We start from the raw sequence: 16,754 nt of genomic DNA, 5'->3' as shown, positions 1-16,754 counted from the left end.
ATATTATTTTAAAAGTTGATAAGCACCCAAGGCAACAACATAAGCGATTGCTGTCATCGCAAATAATTGCCATAAAGGCCATTTCCAGCTATTGGTTTCTCGTTTTACGACGGCAAGCGTACTCATACATTGCATAGCAAATGCATAAAATAGCAATAAGGATACACCACTTGCAAAATTAAATAATGGGGTGCCCAGTACCGGATTGACTTCGGCTGCCATCCTATTTTTGATGGTTTCCTCTTCTTCGCTACCCACACTGTAAATAGTTGCGAGGGTCCCAACAAACACCTCTCTGGCTGCGAAAGAACTTACTATGGCAATTCCTATTTTCCAATCGTATCCAAGAGGTCTTACAGCCGGTTCAATTGCTTTTCCCAAAATACCGATATAGGAGTGCTCTAATTTAAAAGAAGCAATTTTTGTTTCCAGTTCTTTTTCAGACAGATTTTTTGAGGCTGTTTCTTTATTTACGAGTACCTCGGCATTATTAAAATCGCCCGGACCATAGGAGGCCAAAACCCATAATATAACCGATATCGCTAAAATGATCTTACCGGCACCCAATACAAAGGATTTTGTTTTTTCCACCACCGTGATTACAACATTCTTTAACAGTGGGATCTTGTAATTGGGCATTTCGACCACGAAAAAAGTCTTGGTTCGTATACGCAGTATCTTGTCCAACAAATAAGCTGAAAAAATTGCTGATGCAAAACCGAGTAGGTACAGGAACATCAAGGTGAGCCCTTGTAGGCTAAAAATTCCCAGAATGCGTTGTTCGGGAATCACCAAGGCAATAATGATCAAATACACCGGCAGTCGTGCCGAACAAGTTGTAAAAGGAGTTACCAAAATAGTGATAAGCCGTTCCTTCCAGTTTTCAATATTACGCGTGGCCATTATAGCCGGAATCGCACAGGCAGTTCCTGAAACGAGTGGTACGACACTTTTGCCGCTCAGACCGAACTTTCGCATTACGCGATCCATTAGAAATACCACCCGGCTCATATAACCGCTTTCTTCCAAAATGGAAATGAATAAAAATAGAAAGGCGATCTGCGGAATAAAAATAACGATACCTCCCAATCCCGGCACAATTCCTTCCGCAATGAGATTACTGAAATCTCCAGGGGGAAGCGTTTGCTTTAACCATTCACTTAACGAAGCGAAGGAAGTATCAATAAAATCCATGGGGTAACTACTCCAGTCGAAGATGGCTTGAAAAATAAGCAATAAGATACTGAAGAAAATAACGTAGCCCCAAACCTTGTGCGTTAGCACCCGATCGAACCTACTGCGCAGATCTTTTGCGTTGGCGGTATCGATCACCAGTGTTTCTTTTAAGGCATTATTGATAAATTGATAACGCGCTATGGTTTCCTTTTGCTGAAGGCGTTTCAGGTTACTAACCGATTCGGTTTGAAACGTGGCAACCCCTTTCATTTCATTTCGGTTGAGCTTTCCGAAGTTAACGTCCTGTGTAATGACCAGCCAAAGTTTGTATAGATCTTGGTTGGGAAATGCCTTTCGAAGCCGATCAAAATATTGGGGGGCAATTTCCGAAGCATTTACACAAGGAAGGGTAGATAGTTGTGAATAGTTGGTAATGTATTCCTTTAAAAGTTCAAAACCTTCATTTTTTCGCGAACTAATAAGTGCGATTTTCGTCTCCAGCAAGGCTTCCAATTTCTCCACATCCAACGATATGGCCTTACGCTTCATTCTATCCGACATGTTCACCGCAAGGATGGTGGGTATCCCCAAGTCTTTAATCTGAGTAAAAAGAAGGAGGTTCCGCTTTAGGTTTTCAATTTCGGTGACCACTATGGCGACATCGGGGAAGTCTTTGTCATTTTTATTGAGCAGTAATTCGATGACGACATTCTCATCTAGGGAAGAGGCATTCAAACTATAAGTGCCCGGTAAATCTAGAATATGCGCTTTTACCCCGCGTGGTAATTTGCAAACTCCTTGTTTTTTTTCAACCGTAATACCCGGATAGTTACCCACTTTTTGATTCAGACCGGTAAGCCTGTTAAACACCGATGTTTTTCCGGTATTGGGGTTTCCTATGAGAGCAACGTTGATTTGTTTTGCCATGGTCAGTCTATCAATTCTATTTCAATCTGGGCGGCGGTTTCTTTCCGAATAGCGAGGTGACTACCATTTATATTGAGATACAGTGGATCATGAAATGGGGCAAGTTGTACTAAAGTCACTTCATTGCCAGGGAGGCAGCCCATTTCTAATAACTTCAAGGGCACTACATCTACGGAAAAGTCCTTGATAATAGCGCGTTGCCCTTTTTTCAATGAAGCAATTGTTAGCATGTACTTTATTTAGATTGATTTTAAACAAGGCAAAAGTAACCTAAAATTGGGAGGTGAAAAAACATTTCAGTTTAAAAAAATTAGTGCTCTGCTTTCAGCATTTGAATGTCCTCCAAAAGTTTTGTGATGTCCTCCGGACTGGTACCATCGTAAAACCCTCGAATTCGTTTTTTAGCATCGACAAGTACAAAATTTTCGGTGTGGATTAGGTCATTTTCTGAAAATGGATTGTCTTTGGCCGCGAGGTATGATTTACGGGCGAGGTCGTAGATCTCTTTTTTATCTCCGGTGACCAAATTCCATTTTTTGTCGTCCACTCCTTTCTCTAGGGCATACTTTTTGAGTTGGGCGACCGAGTCGATCTCAGGGGTTACTGTATGCGAAAGCAATAACACAGCGGTATCATTTTTAAAAGCTTCCTGAATTTGTAACATATGGTCCGTCATGATGGGGCAGATGGTTTGGCAGGTGGTGAAAAAGAAATCGGCTACATAGATCTTCCCCTCGTAGTCTTTTGAGGTGATTTCTTTTCCGTTTTGATTGAGCAATGAAAAATCGCCAACGGTATGGTATTTTTTTACATGCTGTAGGGTACTGTCTACCATTTCTGCATTCACCTGAGCCGGTTGAAATACGGGTAAAACAGCAGTGGGCTTCAGGATTTGGTAGATTAGGGAAATAATAATGATGGAGAGGACCATTAGTACAATGGCCAAAAACTTATATTTTTCAAAAAACCGGAGCATCTTCAGTAAAAAATTTAAACAAAATTACCATCAAAAAGAATAATATCACGATTGTAACGTATTAAAGTTTTGGAATACTAACGAGTACCCTTGAATTATTTTTTTAACAGGGCAGAAAAGATTACTTTTGTGCCCTAATTTTTATGACTATGACTCCATTTGTGGTGAAGGCACTTCAGCTTATTTTAAGCTTATCTATATTGATTGTTTTGCATGAGTTGGGACACTTTATTCCCGCTAAAATATTTAAAACCAGAGTAGAAAAGTTCTTTTTGTTTTTCGATGTGAAATTTGCATTGGTTAAGAAAAAGATTGGCGATACAGTCTATGGGATAGGGTGGTTACCTTTGGGAGGGTATGTGAAAATCTCGGGAATGATCGATGAAAGTATGGACAAGGAGCAAATGGCGCAGCCACCGCAACCTTGGGAATTTAGAAGCAAGCCAACCTGGCAGCGATTAATCATTATGCTGGGAGGTGTTACAGTGAATATTATTGTTGGTTTTGCTATTTATTCTATGATCTTAGGGTTTTACGGTAGAAATATCACCACCAATGCCGATATGCCCCTTGGGTTTGCCATTGCTGAAGAATTTAAACAATACGGTTTTCAGGACGGAGATCAAATTCTGAAAGTAAACGGAGATGTATTTGAAAATGTGACCGATATTAATAAATATCTGTTTTTGAGAGATGTGACTTCAATTGAAGTAAGACACGAGAACGGCACCACCGAAACACTTGCGGTTCCTGAAGATATTGGTACTGAAATGTTTAAAAAAGACATTCTGAAGCCATTTGTTGAGCGTAGAAACCCGGTGATAGATACGGTGCTTGCAGAGTATCCGGCGGCAATGGCCGGTTTTTTGAAAGGAGACCGAATCATATCGGTAAACGGCTTGGATGTTTCGTATTGGCATGAGTTTACGATGAATGTCGTAGAGAACAAGGATATGGAGAATACCATTGTAGTCGATAGAAATGGTCAACTACTGACCATGAATGTAACACCTAATGAGGACGGAATTGTTGGCGTTAATAATTATGGAAAGACGACACATCTCGACTATACTTTTTTAGAAAGCATCACCGGAGGGGTTGGATTTGGGTATAATATCCTAAAGGACTATGTAAAACAATTTAAATATGTGTTTACCACGAAAGGGGCGAGTCAGTTGGGTGGTTTTGGAGCCATAGGGAATCTGTTTCCGGACACCTGGGATTGGATGAGTTTTTGGCAAACCACAGCGCTCATCTCAATCATATTGGCCTTTATGAACGTACTCCCGATACCGGCCTTGGATGGAGGTCATGTGATGTTTTTACTGTATGAAATGGTAAGCGGGCGTAAGCCAAATGATAAGTTTATGGAATACGCACAAATGGTTGGATTCTTCCTGTTGATTGCATTGGTATTATTTGCAAATGGAAATGATATCTATCGCGCCATATTTGGGGGGTAAAAAAAGTGAAATTCTTTTTTGTAGCACTTAGAAAAATAAATTATATTTGCAACCGCTAAAAGACTAACAGCTTTTATATTTCTATATGAAATTCCTCTTTAGCTCAGTTGGTTAGAGCATCTGACTGTTAATCAGAGGGTCCTTGGTTCGAGCCCAAGAAGAGGAGCGAAAGCGACGAGAAGCCATTCACGAAAGTGAGTGGCTTTTTTTGTGAGGTACACGGCCTGCCGCACTGGCTTTTCTGAGGCCACCTAAATTTTATTTCTTCGCCCAATGACGTGAATAAATCTTTTATTTATACAGGCGAACCCACTCCCTCTATGTAGATGAAAACGAACCACAAATAAGGTTTCAACATTTGTATTAAAAATACCTTTTCAAGATACTGACGCAGCGATAAAAGATAGGGCATTGATTTTTGGTTTTATGGAAATTGGTACTCCTGCTTATCAGTTTGCTTTTTTACAAATTAGGAGTCCAGTTCTTCAATCCCCTTACGCAGTTTTACCCGGATTAAGTGATGCTGTAAATCCTATAGAATTAGTTGCGTTGCTAATTGATTTTTCAGTCACCTCCCAGATACATTTGGTTTAATCCTAATATATGAGCCACATCATATTTTTAGACATGATGGTTATATATTTTTGTTGTTGAATAGACTACGATTAAACAAATACGATTAAACAAATTACCAAGACTAATGAAAATTTTCAGCAAGCGTATTACGGTGTTTATGTTTTTTATTTTGAGTTGTTCCTCCCAATATATAATTGGACAAGACGGGGAGGCTCTGTTTAAGCAAAATTGTACTGCATGTCATAAGTTAGGAAAGAAGTTTCTAGGCCCTGACCTTTTAGGCGTTACTAAAAAGCGGGACAAAGATTGGGTGGTTAGTTTCATTAAGTCATCGCAAACAATGATTAAGGCAGGTGATTCTCTTGCCGTTGCATTGTTCAAAGAAAATAACGAAGTAATCATGAATGACCAACCCGGTCTGAGCAATAACGATATAAACGCAATTCTGGCATATATTGATGAGGAAACAGCGGCGAGAACTAGTTCATCAGTGAGTGTCGTTGAAGAAGCAGTTGAAATTATACCTATCGAATATACAGAAGAGGATGTTAAGAACGGACATCTTCTTTTTTCTGGTAAAAAAAGATTTGCCAATAAAGGAACTTCTTGCATTTCATGCCATCATATCGACAGTGATGAATTGATAAGTGGCGGGATATTGGCGAAAGACTTAACAGCAGCGTATTCCAGAATGGGCGATGCCGGCCTTGTTAGTATCATAGGTACGCCACCGTTTCCAGTCATGGCTGCCGCATATAAGAATAATGCATTGGACAGCTTGGAAGTGATACAGCTTTCAGCGTATCTAAAGCATGTCGATGAAGTAAAAGAAGAACAGCAAACCATAAATAATGGAAATCAAGTCCTTCTTTTGGGTGGAGGAGGAGGCCTAGTTGTGCTGTTCCTTGTTATTGAATTGCTTTGGAGAAGAAGACTTAAGCGATCTGTTAAGCACGACATTTATAATAGGTAATCACAAGTATTAATACAATTTAATAGAATAAACATTTGCTAATAATATGAGTTGGATTGAAGACATTATCTCACCGAAGACCCGAAAGTGGGAAGATTTTTACAGAAACAGATGGCAATATGATAAAGTAGTGCGTAGCACGCATGGTGTAAATTGTACAGGTGGTTGTTCCTGGGGAATCCATGTAAAAGATGGTGTGGTGGTTTGGGAAATGCAGCAGCTGGATTATCCACAATTTAATAAAGAGGTTCCTCCTTATGAGCCAAGAGGATGTCAAAGAGGAATTTCGTATTCCTGGTATTTGTATAGTCCAATACGGGTTAAGTACCCTATTGTTAGAGGAGCTCTCATCGATTTGTTCAGAATTGAGAAGGAAAAAGCGAACGGAGATCCCGTTGCGGCTTGGGCAAATTTACAGGCCGATGACGAAAAACGAAGAAGGTATCAAAGAGCAAGAGGAAAAGGTGGATTTCGAAGAGTACATTGGGATGAAATTACTGAATTAATAGCAGCTTCAAATATATATACGGTTCAGAAATATGGCCCGGATCGCTTGATTGGATTTTCACCTATACCAGCAATGAGCATGTTGAGTTACGCATCAGGGGCTCGATATCTGCAATTAATGGGTGGCGTAAACCTGAGTTTTTACGATTGGTATTGTGATTTGCCAAGTGCCTTTCCTGAAATTTGGGGGGAACAGACCGATGTCTGTGAAAGCGCAGATTGGTATAAATCAAAGTACATTATTTCGATGGGGGCGAATCTGGGAATGACTAGAACTCCGGATATCCATTTCTTTTCCGAAGCTAGGCACAATGGCACAAAAACCGTTGTGATGTCTCCAGACTTTAGTATGGTTGCAAAGCACGCCGATCAATGGTTGCCAGTACATGCTGGTTCAGACGGTGCCTTTTGGATGGCAGTTACTCATGTTATTTTAAAAGAATTTCATGTAGATCGCAAGGTTCCTTACTTTATAGACTATGTAAAGCGATTTACCGATTGTCCTTTTATCATAAAATTAGAGAAAAAAGGAGGAACTTATCATCCCGGAAGAATGGTTCGTGCCAATGAAGTGGCAACGTACAAAGATGCTGAAAATGGAGATTGGAAGTTTCTGAACTTCGATTCAAAATCGGGTGGTCTGGTATCACCCATGGGAACCTCCGGATATAGATGGCAAGATGAAAAAGGCAAATGGAATTTAAACTACAAAGATGGTGAAACAGGGAATGAATATGATCCCGAACTTTCATTAATCGAAAATAATGATGATATACTTCAGGTTGAGTTTACAGAATTCGGGCTGGACAAAAAGGTTAATCGTGGTGTTCCTGTACGTTATATTACAGGTGTAGACGGGACAAAAATCGCGGTTACTACCATTTACGATGTCACCATGGCGCAATATGGAGTTGGGCGTGGTTTGGAAGGTGCTTATCCATCATCATATGATGATAAAGATGCTGCTTATACTCCGGCATGGCAAGAAATATTTACAGGCCTTAGTAGAAATGAGGTATTACAAATTGCCAGAGAATGGGCTAATACGGCAGAAAAGACAGAAGGGGCTTGTATGGTAATTGTGGGTGCCGCCATTAATCACTGGTTCCACAATAACCTGATGTATCGGGCATCGATTATGGCGCAGATGCTCACTGGGTGTAATGGGAAAAACGGTGGTGGAATGAATCACTATGTTGGGCAGGAAAAATTGGCGCCGATGGATTCTTGGGCAACTATTATGAGCTCCAAAGATTGGGGAACCGCACCTCGTTTACAACAAGGTCCAATTTGGCACTATATCAATTCATCCCAATGGCGTTATGATGGTAATCAGAAATACTACAATTCGTCCCCGGATAATAAAATTGCCAATATGCACAGTGCAGACTGGGTGGTAATGGCAGTTAAAAACGGCTGGATGCCCTACTATCCGCAATATAATAAAAGCAATTATGATATTGTGAAAGAGGCCAAGGCCAGCGGACATGCTACTGACGAGGCCATGAGAGATTACATTGTGAACCAGCTAAAGAATGGAGATCTTCAGCATTCTGTAGTTCAGCCCGATAAAGAAATAAATTTCCCTAGAGTCTGGTTTATTTGGCGTGGAAATGCCATAGGAACTTCGGCCAAAGGACATGAGTACTTTTTAGACCATTATTTGGGCACACACAGTAATAAAATTGCCGACGAGGTGGCGGGAGATATAGTTGAGGATATCGAATTTGTCAAAGAAGGCGCTAAAGGTAAAATGGATTTGGTAATTGATATTAACTTCAGAATGGATACCTCGGCCCTTTATTCAGATATAGTGCTTCCAACCGCTTCATGGTATGAAAAGGCAGATATCAACTCTACCGATATGCACTCCTTTATTCATCCACTTTCAGCAGCGATTCCTCCAGTTTGGGAAGCAAAGACCGATTGGCAAATTTTTCAGGGCTTGGCCAAGAAAGTACAAGAAATGGCGCCACAGTATCTTCCTGATGTGATGACAGATGTTGTTAACCTTCCTCTTACGCACGACTCAAAAGATGAAATAAGTCAGACGAACCTTCTAGATTGGAGCAAAGGTGACTGTGAACCTATCCCTGGGAAGACGATGCATAAAATTGTTTTTAAGGATAGAGATTACACTAAGATTTATGATAAATTCATTTCACTTGGAAAAGCAGTAGCCGAAAATGGCTTGGGCGCACATGGAAACCATTATATGTGTGAGGATGTATACGAGGAGATGTTGACAAGAAGACAGCATATTACCAAATGGAAAGATGGAACCGAATACCCTTCTTTAAAAGATGATGTTGAGGCCATTAATGCGATACTTATACTATCAACACTAACGAATGGCAAATTGGCCAAGCGGTGTTATGAAAATATGGCTAAAAAAATTGGCGTACCTGAAATAGCGCAACTAGGAAATCCATACGAAAATATTAAGATGGAGTATTTAGACTTGCAGGCACAACCGCAACGATATAACTCCTCTCCACTTTGGTCTGGATTAATGCATGAAGGAAGGACTTATGCGGCGTATACATATAACGTAGATATGTTTGTTCCTTGGAGAACACTTACCGGACGGCAGCATTTCTATTTGGATCACGACGCATATATTGCTTTCGGCGAACATCTATCAACCTATAAACCATCACCAACACCGGAAACCTATGGTGATTTGAGAGTAACGGTTAACGATGGTAAGGCCAAGATGCTAAACTGCCTTACACCACATGGAAAATGGCATATTCATTCAACTTATGGCGATACATTGAGGATGCTTACCTTGTCTAGAGGTGCCGAACCTTGTTGGATAAGTGAAGAAGATGCGGAAGAACTCGGAATTAAGGACAATGAGCATGTTGAAGTATATAATGATCACGGAACCTATGTAGCCCGGGCCTGTGTAAGTTCTAGAATTCCGAAAGGAGTATGTATTGTTTATCATGCTGTTGAACGAACGTATAATATTCCCAAGTCGCAAGAACGAAGAGGAAAAAAAGGCGAGCCTAGACGTGGAGGGATGAATAATTCCTTTACCAGAGTTCACTTAAAGCCAAACTTAATGTGCGGAGGTTACGGTCAGTTCACCTATCATTTCAATTATTGGGGTCCGGTAGGTGTAAATAGAGACACCCACGTATTGGTACGAAAAATGACAAAAGTAGAATATTAAGAAAACGTATTACAATCATTATGGATATAAGAGCACAAATTTCAATGGTTTTTCATCTTGACAAATGTATAGGTTGTCACACTTGTTCGGTAGCCTGTAAAAACATTTGGACCGATAGAAAAGGTGCAGAATATATGTGGTGGAATAATGTGGAAACAAAACCAGGAACTGGATACCCTACTAAATGGGAAGATCAGGACATATATAAAGGTGGATGGGAGAAGAATGGAAATACGGTATCTCTGAAAGGTGCAGGAAAATTAAAAGGGTTAAAGAATATATTTCATAACCCCAATATGCCTGTGCTTGATGACTATTATCATCCATGGAGATATAAATACGAAGACTTGTTTACAGCTCCTGAAGGAGACGATCAGCCTATTGGTCGTGCTGTTTCTATGATAACAGGTGAACCCATGGAAATAAAGGCCGGCCCCAATTGGGATGACGACCTAGGTGGCTCACCGGAATATGCCAGAAAGGATACCAATTTTAAAAGTTTATCACCGGCAGAACAGGAGGCCATGTTCCAATTGGAAAAAATGACCATGATGTATTTACCTCGTATTTGTAATCATTGTCTTAACCCGGCTTGCGTTGCTTCCTGCCCTTCAGGGGCACTTTATAAAAGAGGAGAAGATGGCATTGTTCTAATCAATCAAGAAAGATGTAGAGCATGGCGAATGTGTGTGACAGCTTGTCCTTACAAAAAAACATATTACAATTGGAATAACGGGAAATCTGAAAAGTGTATTTTATGCTATCCAAGATTGGAATCGGGACAGGCGCCTGCTTGTATGCATTCATGTGTTGGTAGAATCCGTTATTTGGGTGTTATGCTCTATGATGCCGATAGAATAGAGGCTGTTGCCTCCTGTAATGAAGATGTTTTAGTGGAAACGCATCTTGATATTTATCTCGATCCCAATGACCCCAAGGTAATTGCGGAAGCACAAAGAAACGGTATCGCCGATTCCACAATAACTGCTGCGCAAAACTCACCAGTGTATAAGTTTGTAAAAGAGTGGGGAATTGCTTTGCCGCTTCACCCAGAATATAGAACGATACCTAATCTGTTTTACGTACCGCCAATGTTGCCCGGTATGGCACAGGTTGATAGCAGTGGTGTTTATGAATCAAGCGCGAAATCTTTGTTTCCGAGTATAGATCAGAACAGGCTGCCGATGAAATACCTAGCTTCCCTATTTTCGGCCGGCGATACAGATATTGTAAGAACCGTTTACGATAAGCTTATGGCTGTTAAAGTTCACCGACGCGACTGTACAGTTGGGGATTTACCCAAGGACGAGGTTAAGGATTTAATGACTGTTGCCCAAATAGATAAAGATACTGCCAATGCAATCTACAGGTTAACGTCTTTGGCGACATTTGAAGAACGATTTGTAATTCCTCCTGCTCACAGGGAAGAATCTATAGAAATGTTAGAAGCAACTGCCGATTTTAAAGGCGAAACGGGATTTGGATTTAAAGAAAGACCTGCAAGGGGTTTATAATAAAATGAAAGATCAATATATAGCACTTTCTGAAATATTTTTCTACCCGAAAGACGGGTATCAGGACAAGGTGAAATATTGCCAACAATATCTTGAGGAGTTCTACCCCGAAGCGGCTGTTACTTTTCAGCGTTTTGCTGATTATATTGATGACAAATCGGTTTGTGAAATTGAAGAAGTCTTCGGATTTACATTCCACATTCAGGCCATCTGCTATTTGGATATTGGTTATGTCCTTTTTGGAGAAGACTATTCGCGAGGAGAATTTTTGGTCAATATGAAACAAGAACAGGCTAAAATTAATCATGATTGCGGAGAAGAACTTGCCGACAATCTTCCACATGTACTGCAGCTTATTGCCATTTCGGAAGATGAGGAGTTTATTCAGGAACTTGTATTAAAAGCTGCAATTCCAGCCGTCGAGAAAATGCTTGAAGAGTTCGAGGAGGGTAGAATGGCATTAAAGCGTAAGGTGACAAAAAAGAAACAGAAAGCTATCATTATGGAAGACATTACTAATGGTAATATATATCAAAATGCGCTTCAAACCTTACTGAAAGTTTTCAAAATGGATTTTGATGATGTTGATTCCCAAGAACATCAAATCCACAAGTATAACCCAACACTTGTTGGCCTAGCCAATGCCTGTGGAGGAGGTTGTTCATTTGTTCAACAAAAAACAGTTAAGAAATGAGTTTGTTCATTGGATCAGATTTTAGTGAAACGTTATTGTATACAATAATAGGTTTAGGAATTGCCATTGTTTTTTTCTTTGTGTATATCATGATGAAAATCAAAAAAGCCGCAGTATTAAATGGGATTATTCTTCCTCCGAAGCGAACGAATTATTTTTATGTTTTGTTGATTATGCTAGGTGTAGCTGCTGCAAGTATCTATTTAATAAAGCTAGGGTTAGAGGGTAATATTGGAATGCTTAACGATCTGTTTTTCATGATTTTTCCTTATCTGGCTGTTGTCATTTTCCTAATTGGGACTATTTACAGGTACCGTTTTATGGGATTTAAGGTTTCTTCGTTGTCTTCAGAATTTTTAGAACGCAAAAAATTGTTTTGGGGGAGTCAACCTTTTCACTGGGGCTTACTCTTCCTATTTTTCGGACATTTAATTGCCTTTCTCTTTCCGCAATCTGTTTTGGCATGGAACGGCGAACCTGTACGACTGCTTATTCTTGAAGTGTCATCATTTGTATTCGGGCTGGCAGTTTTAATAGGGCTGGTTCTGCTTATTAAACGGAGACTGTCCAGTAAATTGGTCCTCTTGGTGAGCAACAAAATGGACATGCTTGTATATACCACTTTACTTGTTCAGATAATTTCAGGATTATGGGTTGCTTTTTTTGTAAGATGGGGATCCTCATGGTTCGCAGGAACAATAACCCCATATCTGAGATCATTATTTGCCTTTAATCCAGATATTAGTGCTGTAAGTGTAATGCCATTTGCGGTAAAAATACATATCATTTCAGCATTTTTAATTATAGCTATTATTCCCTTCACTCGGTTTATGCACTTTTTGGTTGCTCCAATAGACTATTTATGGAGACGATATCAACTTGTTGTTTGGAATTGGAGTAGAACGGCTATAAGAAATTCGAAATCTCATTTTTTTGGCCGAAAACCGAGAGGTCAATAAGCGTTGAAAGTACGTTTTTATTACTTCTGTATCTAGTCAAAAAGCCCTTTAGGAGATTATTAATCCCGAATATTGGCCAGACTCAATAACTTATTGACATTTAAAAACTCAATCTGCTTACCGTTAAGGTTTAGAATATCAGTTTTATTTAATTCAGAGAGGGTTCTTATGGTGGTTTCTGTTGATACCCCGGCAAGATTACCAATTTCTCTTCTCGATAAGGTAGCATTAAGTGTTTTTCCGTCTTGATCAAGTCCAAATTTTTCTTTCAGGACCAATAACGATTCGGCTATTCTTTCAACTACCGTTTTCTGAGTGATATTGACTATTTTCTTTTCAGATTCTCTGAGATCTCTACTTAGTAATTGAAGGGTTTCCAAAGATAATTCACTGTTTTGCTTTAGCACTTCTAAGAACTGGCCCTTACTAATAAAACAAACAACGCTGTCTTCAATGACCGCCGCAGAAGCGCTGTAAAGCTCATTGCTCAATAGGGAACGATACCCCAATACTTCTCCTTCTTTGGCCAAACGAATAATTTGTTCTTTACCTTTTTCCCCCGATTTATACACCTTTACTTTTCCTTTATAAACGCAATACAAACCATTTCCTCTTGACCCCTCATGAAATATAACCTGTCCTTTAGGGTAAAAGTTTTCCGATTTGCCTTTGGAAATAGTTTCGATTTCACCTTGGGAAAGATTACAGAATATTTGATTTTGAGTACGGTTTTTGCATTCGGAACAACCAAATAATTCTAGTTTCATTTTAACACCCATATCTCCCAAGTTAAAGATGATAGAAATACTAAATCTACCATAACATTTCAGTAGAGACCGAAATATATATTTGATCAAAAATAAGTTAAAATATGATATATATCATAAATCTGATGCAGAATCTTAGAAATGAAAATTGAAGTAAAGCTCAGTGCGAAGTTGAGCAATGCGTAGATGAAGTTCGTCGTTTATACGGCAGTAGAAATATGCTTACCAAAACCCATTATTTTAAAGTCGTTCTCGATTAATTTTATGACACCTTTGTTTTGAAATTCGGCCAGTGGCCTAATAACCTATTCATTGGTAGTGGTAGGAAGACAGAGAGGATATATCTTTTTGGGAGATCCTTTAAGCAAGCCTTTCATTATCCTTGGTATCAATTCCAAAAATTTCAGTATCGGTTAAAAGTTTACAAAATGATACCAGAATAAGGGATAAGTTTTCAGCAAGCTATTGAACAATAAATAGAGGTTGCTAGTTTATTTAATGAACACTTCCATCCTTCGGAACGGTATACCATAATAAACTGACTAATCTTATTTTGCTCAATGTCCTCCTTTATATTTCTTGTTTTTTTAAGGTCTCAAGATTTTCAAATTGCTTTGATACTCTAATTTGATAAAAGGGCTAAATTCGAAAATTCTTCGGTACTTATCAGTTTAAACGCTAGCGGGAAAATTATATGATCTTCCCTGTAAATATGCAGGCGAAGCAGTTCTATCAACTCCTGGCCATTGCTGAATGCGACATCGTAAACAAACATTTTCGAGCCTTTATCGGGAAGTCTGGCAGCCAGCCCGAGTAGATTGAAGGTCAATGCGCCTAACTGAATGAATTTGATATGATCATCTTCCATCATATCAATAGCAGTTTGAGGATCATCGCCTTCTCCGTGTTCTCCTGATTCTATAAGGCGTTTATGAAGTAAGGGGAAAAGGATTTTTTCTTCTCTTTGATTATGATCCATGATGTTGTTTTCAAAGAATTTGAAGAATTCACCAAAAGCATTGTTTATCTCATCATTTAAGCCATAACCATTTTCTTTGAACTGAATTAATCCCTTCTCAAAGCTATCAAGTTTCTCAATACCAACCTTGTGTTCGTCCATAAACTTTTGGATAATAGCCGGCATTTGTTCGTAGCTCACCTCTATACTTTTTGTCGCATCATACGCATCGGGCGGATCCATAGGCGAGTTTTCATCGACCTCCAAATCTTTTTCAATATTGCGTTTTATAGGATCACTTTTTTTAAGTGCCTTATTTACCGCCCTTTTTTCATTGTCTACTCTTTTCCCCGTCTTTGGGTCAATTATTCGTTTATGATAACTCATTACATTGGGTATATGTGTATATGTTAAAGATATAGAATTTACTTTAAACCGTTTAATTTATCAAAGGGGTATTCTTTAAAAATTACGGGTTGTCAAACTCTCTTTTAGGACCCTGATAATACCACCAGTTTAGGAATAAGCATAAAACGTAATACACGGCAAATCCGTACAACGCGTATTCTGCAGTTCCGTTTTGTATTTGTTGTCCAAATACTTTGGGAATAATAAACGCTCCATATGCAGCGATGGCCGATGTCCAACCTAACACAGGTCCGGCCTGCTCCTTGCTGAATATATAAGGAATACTTCTGAAAGTAGAACCATTGCCGATTCCTGTAGCAATAAAAAGTACCATAAAACAGGCAAAAAATGGCCACCAATATTGTTCAGGTGAACTTGCTTCCCTCGCCTGAATAATAAAATATGCTACTGCTAAAGCCGCCAGTATTTGAACAATAGTGCTTATAGCAGTAACTTTTGCACCACTATTAATTTTATCGGAAATAATGCCACCGAGCGGACGCACCAAAGCGCCTAAAGCGGGACCGATGAAGACCCACAGAATAAAGTTAGGGGCATTCGGATTGATGAAAGTAGGATCATGAATATCGCTATACACAAATATGTCCTGACATAACTTCGGAAAAGCAGCAGAAAACCCGATAAAAGATCCAAAAGTCATTGTATAAATGACAGTCATAATCCAATTGTGTTTGCTTTTTAAAATGGCAAATTGCCGGTTTAGGTTTGATCGTATTTCTCCCGGAGTTGCGAACTTCATGAGCAATACCGTTAGAATAATCACGATAGGCAATACAATCCACATATTAATTTGAAGCCCGACAAGTAAATATCCACCAACACCTGCTGCTATTAACCCTAGCAGAATCATAAACAACGTTTTGCCTATTCCCGCAATAGTTGAAGGAATTTTGGGAGTTCCTGTAATAACATTATTCATTCCAAACCAGGCCGCAAATGCGGAAATTATAATTAATGGAACCCACACCCATCCCGCATTTTGTACACCCGATAACAATCCGCTCCCATCAGAATTGACAACAGTTCCTACTGAATCAAAAAGTGCAAACCCAACAACAAAAGGAATGAGTTTCTGCATAACCGCAACTCCAAGATTGCCGATACCGGCATTCATTCCTAAAGCATATCCTTGATTTTTCTTTGGGAAAAAGAAACTGATATTACTCATTGAAGAAGCAAAGTTTCCTCCTCCAAAACCAGACAACAATGCCATTACAGCAAACAGCATATATGATGAATTCAGATCGCTAAGAGCCATTCCTGTTCCGAAGGCCGGGATAACTAATAATAGTGTGGTGGTAAATATTACATTTCTGCCTCCGCCTAGTGAAATCAAAAATGAATTTGGCAGTCGCAACGTCGCACCCGCCAAACCTGCAATAGCGGGAAGCGTATAGTATAAATTATTGACTTCTTTTAGAGCTGCCATATACTCATCGCTATCTTTTACAAGGCCTTCGGTCATTCCAAAATTATAACCAAAGTCCTTCATATAATTTATAATCACACCCCACATAATCCACACCGCAAATGATAACAATAACGCCGGAATAGATATCCAGAGGTTTCTTGTTGCTATTCTTTTTCCTTTGGAATTCCAAAAATCCAAATCTTCAATATTCCACTTTGTAATGTTAGTTTTTGACATAATCTA

12 protein-coding genes and 1 tRNA gene are annotated in these 16,754 nt (G+C 39.3%); 7 read left to right on the top strand and 6 right to left on the bottom strand.

What is annotated here, in order from left to right:
* Window positions 1–3: 3 nt before the first annotated feature.
* The 3 genes from feoB to K8F54_RS09070 form a co-directional block, all read right to left on the bottom strand.
* Entirely contained in the window at window positions 4–2,103 is a 2,100-nt protein-coding gene (gene feoB / locus K8F54_RS09080; protein WP_290789825.1) for a ferrous iron transport protein B, read from the bottom strand.
* Between the two features lie 2 nt (window positions 2,104–2,105).
* On the bottom strand, window positions 2,106–2,333 hold the full coding sequence (locus K8F54_RS09075; RefSeq protein WP_290789823.1) for a FeoA family protein: 228 nt from the start codon (window positions 2,331–2,333) through the stop codon (window positions 2,106–2,108).
* An 80-nt stretch (window positions 2,334–2,413) separates the two neighbouring features.
* Window positions 2,414–3,079 carry an SCO family protein gene (locus K8F54_RS09070; RefSeq protein WP_290789821.1) on the bottom strand — a complete coding sequence of 222 codons (666 nt, stop codon included), beginning with the start codon at window positions 3,077–3,079 and terminating at the stop codon, window positions 2,414–2,416.
* Between the two features lie 149 nt (window positions 3,080–3,228).
* Here K8F54_RS09070 and rseP point away from each other — a divergent pair, with 149 nt between their 5' ends.
* From rseP to narI, 7 genes are all read left to right on the top strand, one after another.
* Window positions 3,229–4,542 (top strand): RIP metalloprotease RseP, encoded by a 1,314-nt coding sequence (rseP, locus tag K8F54_RS09065; protein ID WP_290789818.1) that lies wholly within the window; start codon window positions 3,229–3,231, stop codon window positions 4,540–4,542.
* Window positions 4,543–4,634: 92 nt separating this feature from the next.
* A tRNA-Asn gene (locus K8F54_RS09060) sits at window positions 4,635–4,708 on the top strand.
* Window positions 4,709–5,242: 534 nt separating this feature from the next.
* Complete coding sequence (locus K8F54_RS09055) at window positions 5,243–6,091, top strand: cytochrome c (protein ID WP_290789816.1); 849 nt, start codon at window positions 5,243–5,245, stop codon at window positions 6,089–6,091.
* A gap of 46 nt (window positions 6,092–6,137) precedes the next feature.
* Complete coding sequence (locus K8F54_RS09050) at window positions 6,138–9,779, top strand: nitrate reductase subunit alpha (protein ID WP_290789813.1); 3,642 nt, start codon at window positions 6,138–6,140, stop codon at window positions 9,777–9,779.
* Between the two features lie 20 nt (window positions 9,780–9,799).
* On the top strand, window positions 9,800–11,293 hold the full coding sequence (narH, locus tag K8F54_RS09045; RefSeq protein ID WP_290789810.1) for a nitrate reductase subunit beta: 1,494 nt from the start codon (window positions 9,800–9,802) through the stop codon (window positions 11,291–11,293).
* A gap of 4 nt (window positions 11,294–11,297) precedes the next feature.
* Window positions 11,298–11,987 (top strand): hypothetical protein, encoded by a 690-nt coding sequence (locus tag K8F54_RS09040; protein ID WP_290789807.1) that lies wholly within the window; start codon window positions 11,298–11,300, stop codon window positions 11,985–11,987.
* Entirely contained in the window at window positions 11,984–12,946 is a 963-nt protein-coding gene (gene narI, locus K8F54_RS09035; RefSeq protein WP_290789804.1) for a respiratory nitrate reductase subunit gamma, read from the top strand. Before K8F54_RS09040 ends, narI begins: the two co-directional genes overlap by 4 nt.
* A gap of 59 nt (window positions 12,947–13,005) precedes the next feature.
* Here narI and K8F54_RS09030 read toward each other — a convergent pair whose 3' ends face one another.
* The 3 genes from K8F54_RS09030 to K8F54_RS09020 form a co-directional block, all read right to left on the bottom strand.
* Window positions 13,006–13,713 (bottom strand): Crp/Fnr family transcriptional regulator, encoded by a 708-nt coding sequence (locus K8F54_RS09030; RefSeq protein WP_290789801.1) that lies wholly within the window; start codon window positions 13,711–13,713, stop codon window positions 13,006–13,008.
* Between the two features lie 622 nt (window positions 13,714–14,335).
* On the bottom strand, window positions 14,336–15,058 hold the full coding sequence (locus tag K8F54_RS09025) for a hemerythrin domain-containing protein (protein ID WP_290789798.1): 723 nt from the start codon (window positions 15,056–15,058) through the stop codon (window positions 14,336–14,338).
* An 82-nt stretch (window positions 15,059–15,140) separates the two neighbouring features.
* A complete protein-coding gene (locus tag K8F54_RS09020; protein WP_290789795.1) occupies window positions 15,141–16,748 on the bottom strand; it encodes a nitrate/nitrite transporter in 1,608 nt (535 codons plus the stop codon).
* Between the last annotated feature and the right edge of the window lie 6 nt (window positions 16,749–16,754).

Origin of the sequence: Altibacter sp., assembly GCF_019913785.1 — a bacterium.
In the GTDB taxonomy this organism is placed as follows: Bacteria; Bacteroidota; Bacteroidia; order Flavobacteriales; family Flavobacteriaceae; genus Altibacter.
The sequence above is the reverse complement of the archived record's forward strand: the minus strand, read 5'-3'. Positions and strand labels throughout refer to the sequence as shown.